Source organism: Serratia sp. DFXYC6 (genome assembly GCF_057196085.1).
In genome coordinates this window covers 496,486-508,354 of record NZ_JBXUNV010000001.1, presented here as the reverse complement: position 1 = coordinate 508,354, position 11,869 = coordinate 496,486, and the positions used below count along the sequence as shown (strand labels likewise).

Below are 11,869 nucleotides of genomic sequence, written 5' to 3'. Positions count from 1 at the left end.
CAGAATAAACACCGCATCACACCGCTTCCTTCCCCCTCCCGCCAGTCTGTACAGAGGAGGTGTGCAATGAACTGGGACGACGCCCGATTTTTTCTCGCCGTTGCGCGCTGCGGCACGCTACGCAAAGCCGCCAGCCAGCTGCATGTCGATCAGGCGACCGTCGGCCGACGGCTCTCCGCTTTCGAAGATGCGCTCGGCTCCAAGCTGTTTATCCGCACGCCGAAATCCTTCGCCCTCAGCCCGCTGGGGGAGGAAATGCTGGCGGACGTGATGAAGATGGAAAATGCGGTGCAGGCGATCAACCGTAAAGCCGCCAGCGGTGACGAAAGCCTGTGCGGCAACGTGCGCATCGCCACCACCGATACCCTGGCCGAAGCCTTCGTGATGCCTGCGCTGCAAGATCTGCGGGAACGCTATCCGGCCATCACCGTCACGCTGCTGACGGCGGTCAACATCGCCGATATTTCTTACCACGGCGCAGATCTGGCGATCCGCGGCGCCCGTCCCGATGACGATGAGCTGATCATCAAACGGTTAGCCACCATCGAAATGGGCCTGTATGCCACTCAGCACTATTTGGCGCGGCGCGGCATGCCGGTCAAGGGCGAACAGTTGCGCGGCCACGATCTGCTGATGTTCCCGCGCGAGCTGGTGCCGCGCCACTGGAACAATTTCTGCGGCGAGGCCCTGCACGAGCCCAACGTCGTGCTGCAATGCAATTCGCAGCTGCTGCTGCGTTCCGCCACCCGCAGCGGGCTGGGCATCGGCCTGCTCTCCGCTTTTTTGGCGGACAAAGACCCGGAACTGGTGCGTCTGTTCCCGGAGAACAAAGACTGGGTGGATATCTGGCTGGTGCTGCATCCCGATTTGCAACGCGCCGCCCGCGTGCGCGCGGTAGTGCAGGCGCTGGAAACGTCGTTTAGCGCCCATTACGGCTGAGTGCCGGCGCATGAAAAGGTAGCGCTAAGCATCACGCCTCTTTCTTCGGCAAGGTTGAGATAATAAGATATAAAGCTTATTATCTAATCATCGCACAGGACGTGCGTTCGGCCCGAGGGAACCATGGCAAAGATTAGCTGGTCACGCAAAGCACTTAAACAATTGATGACGCTGCCTGCTCAGAACCGGTTGGCCATTGCGGCAAAGGTTGAAGAATTAGGCGCTTTCCCTGCGGTCCGACTGGACATTAAAAAACTGCACGATGCTGATAACCAGTACCGCCTGCGCGTAGGAAACTACCGCATCATTTTTGAGATCGTCGATGAAGAACCTATTGTGTGTCTGATTCAGCAGGTAAAACGCAGAACATCGACAACTTATTGAAAGTCAGAGGTATGCCGAATGGCGAAGCTGCAGTATATCCATGATGACTCAGGCAAACCGCTCTATGTGGTTTTACCGCTTGATGAATACAAAAAGCTGGTGAGCCAGCGAAATGACGACGAGTCTATTCCCTATCGCGCCGATGAGCATGATGATGAAACCGTACCTCATGAAGTCGTTTCCATCATGCTGAATCAAGACGTCAGCTTGATTGCCGCCTGGCGGATTTTCCGTGGCCTCTCACAATACGATGTGGCGGAGAAATTGGGCACAACACAATCTGCCGTTTCCCAATGGGAAGCGCCGCACTCAAAACCACAAAAGAAAACCCGGGAAAAGCTGGCTGCACTCTATCGCTGCCAACCCGCACAAATGATCTTGTAAGCCCTTTTCCCGCCGATAAAAAAAAGGCCGCCGAAGCGACCTTTTTACTGTCTGAAGCGTTATCAGAACGTCGGCTGCGCCATCTGCACCAGCGAAATCAGCGGCTGCGGATAAACCCCCAACAGCAGCACCAGCGCGGCGGAGATCAGCACCACGACGCCACCGGCGGTCAACGCCCAGTTGTTCGGGGTGTCGCGCTGCAGCGATTCCGGTGCGCTGAGGAACAGGCTGACGGTCACGCGCAGGTAGTAGTACAGACCGATGGCGCTGCCTACCACGACTGCGCCGGTCAGCCACCACAGGTGTGCGCTGACGCCCATCGCGATCACGAAGAACTTACCGATAAAGCCCAGCGTCATCGGGATACCTGCCAGCGACAGCATCATCACCGTCATCACCGCGGACAAGATTGGCTTGTGCCAGAACAGACCACGGTAAGAGAACAGCGAATCCGCATCCGGGCCGCGGTATGGGCTGGACATCAGGCTGACCACGCCGAAGGCGCCCAGGCTGCTGAACAGGTAACCGGCCAGATAAACGCCGGCGGTTTCCAGCGACAGCTGATGGGTTTGCACCGCAATCAGCGCCACCAGCAGGTAGCCCAGGTGAGCGATCGACGAGTAGCCCAGCAGACGCTTGATGTTGGTCTGGCTGATGGCCATCAGGTTACCGAACAAGATGGAGCAGAACGCGATGATCGACAATACCATGCGCAGCGCTTCGTTGTCGGCGGCCGGGGCATACAGGAACAGACGCATCACGACCGCGAAGATCGCGATCTTGCTGGCGGTCGCCAGGAAGGTCGAGACCGGCGCAGGCGCGCCCTGATACACGTCCGGCGTCCACAGTTGGAACGGCACCAGCGACAGCTTGAAGCCCAGACCGACGATCATCATGCCCATACCGGCCAGGATCAGCGGCTGGTGCATCATGTTTTCCTGCAGGCTCTTGCCGAGGCCGGCCAGCGACAGATCGCCGGACTCGGCATACAGCAGCGCCATGCCGAACAGCAGGAACGACGACGCGGCGGCGGACAGCAGCATGTACTTGATGGCGGCTTCCAGCGGGCGCTTCTGGCGATAGGCGTAGCCCACCAGGCCGAACAGCGGCAGCGAGATCAGCTCGATACCGATGAACAGCGAAGCCAGATGGTTGGCGCTCGCCAGCAGGATGCCGCCCAGGGCGGCGATCAGCACCAGCAGGTAGAACTCTTCGCGGTTATCCGGATAGCCGACCAGCCACGGATAGGCGAAGGTGCAGGTCGCCAGACTCGCCAGCAGCACCAGCCCGGTGTAGAACATCGAGTAGCCGTCAACCCGCAGCAGCGGGGTGACGTCCATTGGGCCTGCCTGGCCGACAAAGTACAGCGAAAGCAGCGCCAGGTTGAGACCGATCACGGTCAGGGTGGCGTTGATAAAGTGGTCGCGTCGCCACGCAATGCCTAGCATCACAACCACCACCGTCAATCCGACGATCAACAGCGGCAGCAGTGCGATCAGTTGTTGAGGAGTTATTGTCATGGCGAATTACGGCCTTGTTGTTGAAATTGCTGAAACTGACGAACCAAACCAGTGTTGCACGTTGCTCATCGCCGCGTTGGAAGTATCCAGAATCGGCTGCGGGTAAACCCCCAGCAGAACCAGCAACACCACCAGCAGCAGAATGATGAACAGTTCGCGCGCGGTCATGCCCTGCAGCGGCTGGTCTGACTTAGGCGCACCGTAGTAAGCGCGCTGCATCATGATCAGCGAGTAAACCGAAGCGAACACCAGACCGAAGGTGGAGATCACGGTGATCACCGGCACCACCTGGTAGCTGCCGAACAGAATCATGAATTCGCCGACGAAGTTACCGGTGCCCGGCATCCCCAGCGTAGCCACGGCGAAGAACAGCGACAGCGCAGGGATGAACTTGATACGCCCCCACAGGCCGCCCATCTGACGCATGTCGCGGGTGTGCAGGCGCTCATACAGCTGGCCGCAGATGATAAACATACCGGCGGCGGACAGGCCGTGCGCGATCATCTGGATCACGGCGCCCTGGTAAGCCAGCTGGCTGCCGGTGTAGATGGCGATCAGCACGAAGCCCATGTGCGAGACCGAGGTGTAAGCGATAAGACGCTTGATGTCGGTCTGCGCGAACGCCATCCAGGCGCCGTAGAAGATACCGACCACGCCCAGCCACATGGCGATTGGCGCGAACTCGTGTGAAGCCTCAGGGAACAGCGGCAGGCTGAAACGCAGCAGGCCGTAGGCCGCGGTTTTCAGCAAGATGCCCGCCAGGTCGACGGAACCTGCGGTCGGCGCCTGGCTGTGCGCATCCGGCAACCAGCCGTGCAGCGGCACCACCGGCATTTTCACCGCGAAGGCGATGAAGAAGCCCAGCATCAGCAGATATTGCACGTTGTGGGACATCGGCGTTTGCAGCAGGTCTTCGTAATCGAAGGTCCACACGCCGGTGGCGTTGTAGTGCACGAACACCAGGCCCAGGATCGCAATCAGCATCACCAGACCGCTGGCCTGGGTGTAGATGAAGAACTTGGTCGCCGCGGTGATGCGGGTTTTACCGTCCGACGCCTTGTGGCCCCACAGCGCGATCAGGAAGTACATCGGCACCAACATCATTTCCCAGAAGAAGAAGAACAGGAACATGTCGATGGCGAGGAACACGCCGATAACGCCGCCCAGGATCCACAGCAGGTTAAGGTGGAAGAAGCCCTGATACTTCTGGATTTCACGCCAGGAACAGAGGATCGCCAGCACGCCCAGCAGACCGGTCAACACCACCATCAGCAGTGACAGACCGTCCAGCGCCAGGTGGATGGAGATGCCGAAGCGCGGGATCCACGGCAGCAGGAATTCGCTCTGCCACTGCGGAATGCCTTTCGGCGTGGTCAATGTATAGCCGCCCTGCATCCACAGCTGCAGAGAGAGCGCCAACGTCAGCCCCATTGCGATCAGCGCTATCCAGCGCGGCACCTTAGTACCGAAGCGCTCAAGCTGCCAGCACAGCAGACCGCCGATAAAGGGGATAAGAATTAGCCAAGGTAATAGCATGGCGTTTTGTGTCCCTTATACGAATAATTTCAAACTTTGTACGTAGCGCCTGCCCGGCGCTACGCCCGAAAAATGCGTCTGTTTAAATTATTCAATTAAACCAGAATCAACAGAGCCAATACGACCACTGCACCCACACCCATAGACGCTATATACCAACGCACCTGGCCGTTCTCGCTCACCGTCAGACCGCGGTTCCCCCAGCGGGAGAAGACGGCCGGCAGGTTCATCAGCGAGTTCAGCGGATCGCGTTGCAGCAGCTTCGCAATGCCCAGGTACGGCTTGACGAACACTTTGTCATACAGCCAGTCGAAGCCCCAGGCATGGAACCACCAGGTCGAGAAGAAACGCCCCGGCGCGCTGTTGGCAATGCTGTTGACCAGGCTGCGTTTGCCCAGCCACAGCGCGGCCGCCAGCAGAATGCCGACGATAGCCACCACGCCGGAGGTGATTTCAAGCGTCAGCACGCTGCCGTGCGCCAGTTCGGTCGTCTCCGGCAGCACACCCTGCAACGGCGGCACGATCATCGCGCCGACGAAGGTGGACAGCACCAGCAGAACCAGCAGCGGCAGGTGGTGAGTGATGCCTTTACCGGCATGCGCTTTGATTTTCTCTTCGCCATGGAACACGATGAAAATCATACGGAAGGTGTACAGCGAGGTCATGAACGCACCGACCAGGCCGGCAACCATCAGGTTGATGTGGCCGTTGGCCATCGCGCCCGCCAGGATCTCGTCCTTACTGAAGAAGCCGGCCGTGACCAGCGGCAACGCAGACAGCGCCGCGCCACCCACCAGGAAGCAGACGTACACCAGCGGGATGCTCTTGCGCAGGCCGCCCATCTTGAAGATGTTTTGCTCGTGGTGGCAGGCCAGGATCACCGAACCGGACGACAGGAACAGCAGCGCCTTGAAGAACGCGTGAGTCATCAGGTGGAAGATCGCCGCGTCCCATGCCTGCACGCCCAGCGCCAGGAACATGTAACCGATCTGGCTCATGGTGGAGTAAGCGAGCACGCGCTTGATGTCGGTCTGCACCAGCGCGGCGAAGCCGGCCAGCAGCAGAGTGACCGCACCGACGATGCCCACCAGGTGCAGCACTTCCGGCGCCATCAGGAACAGGCCGTGCGTGCGGGCGATCAGGTAGACGCCTGCGGTCACCATGGTTGCCGCGTGGATCAGTGCAGAAACCGGGGTTGGGCCCGCCATCGCGTCCGCCAGCCAGGTTTGCAACGGCAGCTGCGCCGATTTACCGACCGCGCCGCCCAGCAACATCAGCGTCGCCCAGGTGATGGCCGTATCGCCCACCGCCAGTTTCTGCGGCGCCAGGATCATCAGCTCGCGGATGTTCAGCGTGCCCAGCTCGTTGTAGAGGATGAACAGCGCGAACGCCAGGAACACGTCGCCCACGCGGGTGACGATAAAGGCTTTCATCGCCGCCGCGCCGTTGGCCGGATCTTTGTAGTAGAAGCCGATCAACAGGTAGCTGCACAGGCCCACGCCTTCCCAACCCAGATACATCAGCAGCAGGTTGTCCGCCAGCACCAAGACCACCATGCTGGCGATAAACAGGTTGGTGTAGGCGAAGAAGCGCGAATAGCCCTCTTCACCGCGCATGTACCAGGAAGCGAACATGTGGATGAAGAAGCCGACGCCGGTGACCACCGACAGCATGGTCAGCGACAGGCCGTCCAGCACCAGAGTCACGCCGATATTGAAGTTGCCGACGGCCATCCAGGTCCACAGGCTTTGCTCGAACAGCTGCACGCCGGCGGCTTTCTGGGCGAAGAAATCCATCGCCACATACACCGTGACCAGCGCAGCCAGGCCGATAGAGCCCACGCCGACGGTGGCCGCCGTGTTCTCAGACCAGCGACCGCGGGAAAATGCCAACAGCAGGAACCCGATCAGCGGTAGCAGAATTGTTAAATATAATAGGTTCATCCGCGCATCTCACTGACAGTATCAATATTCAGGGTATGACGACGACGGTAGAGCTGCAGCAGCAGCGCCAGGCCGATACTGGCCTCGGCTGCCGCCAGGCTGATCGCCAGGATGTACATCACCTGCCCGTCCGCCTGGCCCCAGTAGCTTCCCGCCACGATAAACGCCAACGCCGCAGCGTTGATCATCACTTCCAGGCTGATCAGCATAAACAACAGGTTGCGGCGCACCAGCAGCCCGGTCAACCCGAGCACAAACAGGATAGCCGCCAGGATCAGGCCGTGTTGAAGAGGGATCATGCTTGCTCCTCCGATTTTCTTCTCGCCATTTCGCCACCCACCGGCGCGTTGCTCAGCACCTCGCCAGGCTTGTGCTCGCGGCCGATATGGAAGGCGACAACCAGCCCCGCCAACAGCAGCATTGAAGCCAGCTCAACCGCCAGTACGTAAGGCCCGAACAGGCTGATGCCCACCGCCTTCGCGTCGACCATCTCACCGCTGATGCCCTGATCGGATACGCTGCGGATCGCAACGATCAATACCACCAGCAGCGCCAGTGACAGCAGGCCAGGCCCGATCCACACCGTCGGTTTCATCCAGTCGCGCTCTTGCTGCTGCACGTTGCCGAGGTTCAGCATCATCACCACGAACACGAACAGCACCATGATGGCGCCCGCATAAACGATGATTTCCAATGCGGCGGCAAAGTAGGCGCCGAGAGAGAAGAAGACTGCCGAGATCGCCAATAACGAGACGATCAGATACAGCAGCGCATGCACAGGGTTGGTATGGGTGATCACGCGAATCGTCGCGGCCACCGCAATCAAACCTGCCAGATAAAATGCAATTTCCATGCTTGCTGGCTCCTTAGGGCAACAGACCTTTGACGTCGATCGGTTTGGCTTCGTTTTCGGCTTCGCCTTTGGCTTTGCCGTCAATCGCCATACCGGCCATCCGGTAGAAGTTATATTCCGGATATTTACCCGGCCCCGAGATCAACAGATCTTCTTTTTCGTACACCAGATCCTGACGCTTGTACTCGCCCAGTTCGAAATCCGGCGTCAGCTGGATAGCGGTAGTCGGGCAAGCCTCTTCGCACAGGCCGCAGAAGATGCAGCGCGAGAAGTTGATGCGGAAGAACTCCGGATACCAACGGCCATCTTTCTGTTCTGCCTTTTGCAGCGAGATACAGCCGACCGGGCAGGCAACCGCACACAGGTTACAGGCGACGCAGCGCTCTTCGCCGTCCGGATCGCGCGTCAGCACGATGCGGCCGCGGTAGCGTGGCGGCAGGTACACCGGTTCTTCCGGATACATCTGGGTTTCGCGCTTGGCGAAGGCATGCATGCCAATCATCCAAATGCTGCGCATCTGGGTGCCGAAACCAACCACTAACTCTTTCAATGTCATGGTTTATTCACCCCTTATTGAGCGTTGTACAAAATGACCGCGGCGGTTGCCAGCAGGTTCAGCAGCGTCAGCGGCAGGCACACTTTCCAGCCGAAGGACATCACCTGGTCATAACGCGGACGCGGCAGCGCGGCGCGGATCAGGATGAACATCATCATGAAGAAGGCCGTTTTCAACGCGAACCAGATGAATGGCGGCAGGAACGGACCCTGCCAGCCGCCGAAGAACAACGTCACAATCAGGGCGGACACGGTGACGATACCGATGTATTCCCCCACGAAGAACAGACCGAACTTCATGCCGGAATATTCGATGTGGTAACCGTCGGCCAGTTCCTGCTCGGCTTCCGGCTGGTCAAACGGGTGACGGTGACACACCGCCACACCGGCGATCGCGAAGGTCACGAAGCCGAAGAACTGCGGAATGACGTTCCAGACGTGCGCCTGAGATTCAACGATGGCCTGCATGTTGAACGAATCCGCCTGCATCACCACGCCCATCAGCGACAGGCCGATGAACACTTCGTAGCTCAGGGTTTGCGCGGAGGCGCGCATCGCGCCCAACAGCGAGTATTTGTTGTTGCTCGACCAGCCGGCGAACAGCACGGCGTACACCGCCAGGCCGGCCATCATCAGGAAGAACAGAATACCGATGTTGAGATCGGACACCGCCCAGGTCGGGCTGACCGGCACGATGGCAAATGCCAGCAACAGGGAAGTAAAGGCGATCATCGGCGCCAGGGTGAAGATCACCCGGTCGGAGAATCTCGGCACCCAGTCTTCCTTGAAGAACATTTTGATCATGTCGGCGACCAGCTGCAGCGAGCCGCCCCAGCCTACGCGGTTCGGTCCGTAACGGTTCTGGAACAGGCCGAGCAGGCGGCGTTCGCCGAAGCTCATGAACGCCCCGCACGCCACGACCACCAACAGGATCACGACCGCTTTAAGAATGGCGATCAAGATGTCGATCACCTCAGGGGTAAACCAGCTCATCGTGCCGCCTCCCGCAGATTGTCTACCTTAGCACCCACCAAGATCGGCGGGATCCCTGGCAAGCCGAGCGGCAAACCAACCTGGCCCTGGGTCAGGGTTTCACTCAGACGCACCGGCAGACGCAGAGTCTGGCCCGCGCAGCTGAACTCCACCAGGCTGCCCGCATTAACGCCAAGCGTCGCCGCATCGGCCGGGTTGACCATCACGTAGGCTTCCGGCATACGCTGCTGGATCACGTGAGAGCGCTGCGACATTTCATCGCTGCCGAACAGGTGGTAATAAGGCGCGACACGCCAGCCGTCGACCGGATTGAACGCGGCAGGCACGCGGTCGAAGTAACCGAGGCTGCCCTCCCCCGCTTCGATCAGGCGCACGCCCGGATCGCCGTGGCGCAGTTTGCCGCCCACTTCGGCCTGGAACTTGTTCCATGCCTGCGGTGAGTTCCAGCCTGGCGCCCAGGCGAACGGGATCTGCTGACGATCGGCCAGCGGGCTGTTGTTCCCTTCCATCGAGAAGGCGAACATGGTGTCTTTATCCTGCGGCTGACGCGGCTCGTGCACGCTGATGTTGGCGCGCATGGCGGTACGGCCGCTGGAACGGTGCGGCGAACGTGCCAGCTTCTGACCGCGAATGCGGAACGTCGCGTCCGGCGCGGCATCGACAATGCCCTGCAGCTGCGGCAACGCGGCGACGCAAGCGGCGATCACGTCATCGAGCTGGGTCCAGTCCACGTGGCGGCTGGTGTAGGTGGAGTGCAGCGAGTGCATCCAGCGCCAGCTTTCCAGCATCACGGTGAACTGATTCTTCTTGGCGTCGTCGTAATAAGCCGGATCGTATACCTGGAAGAAGCGCTGCGCGCGGCCTTCCTGGTTGATCAGCGTACCGTCGCTCTCGGCGAAACTGGCCGAGGAGAGGATCAGATTGGCTTTGTCCATGATCGCGGTGCGCTGGTGGTCGGCGACGATCAGGTTATTGACCTTGGCCAACGCCGCGTCCACTTGCGCCGCCGGCGCATGGCGATAGAGATCGTTTTCCATCACGATGGCGGTGTCGGCTGCGCCGCTCGCCAGCTGTTCCAGCGCCTGATCGAGCGAACCGCCGCCGATCATCGCCAGGCCCATGCTGTTGGCTGCGCCCGCCACGAAGGTGATGCCGACATCGGAACCGCGGCCCTTCAACGCTTTGGCGATGTTGGCCGCCGCTTCGATGATGGCTTCGCTGCCGGCGTTGCTGCCGGTCACGATCAGCGGTTTGCGTGCGCCGGTCAGCGCCTGCACGATGATATCGACTTTCTTGTTCAGGCCTTCAGCCAGATCGTTCACCGCCGGCGCTGCGCTATCCAGCGCGTGAGCGATGGCGAAGCCGAAGCGCGCCTGCTCGTCTACCGGCGCGCGGTAGTTCCAGGCGGCGATGTCATCCAGACGAGTGTTGTCGACGTTGGTGGTGAACAGCGGGTACTTGGCGTGCTGACCGATGTTCTGCACCGCCGCGATCTGCCAGTCGGCCACGCGTTGCGCCGCCGCCATCGCGCGGGCTTTGCCCTTGACGGCCTGTCGCACGGACAGCGCGATGCGCGCGCCGGTTTGCGTCAGGTCTTCGCCCAGCACCAGCACCGCGTCGTAATCTTCGATCTCACGCAGCGCCGGCGTATGAACGCCGCCGTTCTTCAGCACGTTCAGCATCAGCGCCAGACGTGATTGCTCCGCCTGAGCGATACCGGTGTAGTAGTTCTCGACGCCGACCAACTCGCGCAGTGCGAAGTTGCTTTCCAGGCTGGCGCGCGGGGAGCCGATGCCGATGGTTTTCTTCGCCTGACGCAGGATGTCCGCCGCGCCCTGCATCGCCTGCTCGGCGTTCAGGGTGATCCAGTCGTCGCCGCGCAGCTGCTGCGGTTGACGCGGACGATCTTTCTGGTTGACGTAGCCGTAACCGAAACGGCCGCGGTCGCACAGGAAGTAGTGGTTCACGCTGCCGTTGTAACGGTTTTCGATACGGCGCAGCTCACCATAGCGCTCGCCCGGGCTGGTGTTACAGCCGATGCTGCACTGCTGGCAAATGCTCGGCGCGAACTGCATGTCCCATTTACGGTTGTAACGCTCGGAGTGCGTTTTGTCGGTGAAGACGCCGGTCGGGCACACTTCCACCAGGTTGCCGGAGAACTCGCTTTCCAGCGTGCCGCTTTCCGGGCGACCGAAGTAGACGTTGTCGTGCGCGCCGTACACGCCGAAGTCGGTGCCGTCCGCATAGTCTTTGTAGTAACGCACGCAGCGATAGCAGGCGATGCAGCGGTTCATCTCGTGCGAGATAAACGGCCCCAGTTCCTGGTTGTTGTGGGTGCGCTTGGTGAAGCGGTAGCGACGGAAGCTGTGGCCGGTCATTACCGTCATATCCTGCAGGTGACAGTTACCGCCTTCCTCACACACCGGGCAATCGTGCGGGTGGTTGGTCATCAACCACTCAACCACGCTTTCACGGAACTGCTTCGCTTCGCCGTCATCGATAGAGATAAAGGTGCCATCGGATGCCGGGGTCATACAGGACATCACCAAACGGCCGCGCGTATCTTCCGCGTTTTGGTATTGCTTTACCGCACATTGGCGGCAAGCGCCGACGCTTCCCAGCGCCGGATGCCAGCAAAAGTAAGGAATATCAAGGCCGAGGGAGAGACAAGCCTGCAGCAGGTTGTCCGCCCCGTCTACCTCATACTCTTTGCCGTCTACATGAATCGTAGCCATAGTCAGCATGCTTCCAAGTGGCCTGCC

11 protein-coding genes are annotated in these 11,869 nt (G+C 60.1%); 3 read left to right on the top strand and 8 right to left on the bottom strand.

Annotated elements, in window-relative coordinates:
• Nucleotides 1-66 precede the first annotated feature (66 nt).
• The 3 genes from AC2CGQ_RS02590 (at nucleotide 67) to AC2CGQ_RS02580 (ending at nucleotide 1,707) form a co-directional block, all read left to right on the top strand.
• Nucleotides 67-939 carry a LysR family transcriptional regulator gene (locus tag AC2CGQ_RS02590; protein ID WP_004935995.1) on the top strand — a complete coding sequence of 291 codons (873 nt, stop codon included), beginning with the start codon at nucleotides 67-69 and terminating at the stop codon, nucleotides 937-939.
• A 123-nt stretch (nucleotides 940-1,062) separates the two neighbouring features.
• Nucleotides 1,063-1,323: a type II toxin-antitoxin system RelE family toxin gene (locus AC2CGQ_RS02585; RefSeq protein ID WP_085337386.1), complete on the top strand. Its 261-nt coding sequence runs from the start codon at nucleotides 1,063-1,065 to the stop codon at nucleotides 1,321-1,323.
• An 18-nt stretch (nucleotides 1,324-1,341) separates the two neighbouring features.
• Nucleotides 1,342-1,707 carry a helix-turn-helix domain-containing protein gene (locus tag AC2CGQ_RS02580; protein WP_103085514.1) on the top strand — a complete coding sequence of 122 codons (366 nt, stop codon included), beginning with the start codon at nucleotides 1,342-1,344 and terminating at the stop codon, nucleotides 1,705-1,707.
• Between the two features lie 62 nt (nucleotides 1,708-1,769).
• Here the strand turns inward: AC2CGQ_RS02580 and nuoN are convergent, their stop codons facing one another.
• From nuoN to nuoG, 8 genes are all read right to left on the bottom strand, one after another.
• Entirely contained in the window at nucleotides 1,770-3,227 is a 1,458-nt protein-coding gene (nuoN, locus tag AC2CGQ_RS02575; protein WP_004936000.1) for an NADH-quinone oxidoreductase subunit NuoN, read from the bottom strand.
• Between the two features lie 6 nt (nucleotides 3,228-3,233).
• Nucleotides 3,234-4,763 carry an NADH-quinone oxidoreductase subunit M gene (gene nuoM, locus AC2CGQ_RS02570; RefSeq protein ID WP_004936002.1) on the bottom strand — a complete coding sequence of 510 codons (1,530 nt, stop codon included), beginning with the start codon at nucleotides 4,761-4,763 and terminating at the stop codon, nucleotides 3,234-3,236.
• 95 nt (nucleotides 4,764-4,858) lie between these two features.
• Nucleotides 4,859-6,706 carry an NADH-quinone oxidoreductase subunit L gene (gene nuoL, locus AC2CGQ_RS02565; protein WP_015378577.1) on the bottom strand — a complete coding sequence of 616 codons (1,848 nt, stop codon included), beginning with the start codon at nucleotides 6,704-6,706 and terminating at the stop codon, nucleotides 4,859-4,861.
• Complete coding sequence (gene nuoK / locus AC2CGQ_RS02560; RefSeq protein WP_004936014.1) at nucleotides 6,703-7,005, bottom strand: NADH-quinone oxidoreductase subunit NuoK; 303 nt, start codon at nucleotides 7,003-7,005, stop codon at nucleotides 6,703-6,705. Before nuoK ends, nuoL begins: the two co-directional genes overlap by 4 nt.
• The gene (gene nuoJ, locus AC2CGQ_RS02555) at nucleotides 7,002-7,559 is read right to left on the bottom strand and encodes an NADH-quinone oxidoreductase subunit J (RefSeq protein WP_004936018.1); all 558 of its coding nucleotides are present in this window, start codon (nucleotides 7,557-7,559) and stop codon (nucleotides 7,002-7,004) included. Before nuoJ ends, nuoK begins: the two co-directional genes overlap by 4 nt.
• Before the next feature lie 13 nt (nucleotides 7,560-7,572).
• The gene (nuoI, locus tag AC2CGQ_RS02550; RefSeq protein ID WP_004936019.1) at nucleotides 7,573-8,115 is read right to left on the bottom strand and encodes an NADH-quinone oxidoreductase subunit NuoI; all 543 of its coding nucleotides are present in this window, start codon (nucleotides 8,113-8,115) and stop codon (nucleotides 7,573-7,575) included.
• A gap of 14 nt (nucleotides 8,116-8,129) precedes the next feature.
• A complete protein-coding gene (gene nuoH / locus AC2CGQ_RS02545; protein ID WP_004936022.1) occupies nucleotides 8,130-9,107 on the bottom strand; it encodes an NADH-quinone oxidoreductase subunit NuoH in 978 nt (325 codons plus the stop codon).
• A complete protein-coding gene (nuoG, locus tag AC2CGQ_RS02540) occupies nucleotides 9,104-11,842 on the bottom strand; it encodes an NADH-quinone oxidoreductase subunit NuoG (RefSeq protein ID WP_484593452.1) in 2,739 nt (912 codons plus the stop codon). Before nuoG ends, nuoH begins: the two co-directional genes overlap by 4 nt.
• Nucleotides 11,843-11,869: the final 27 nt, after the last annotated feature.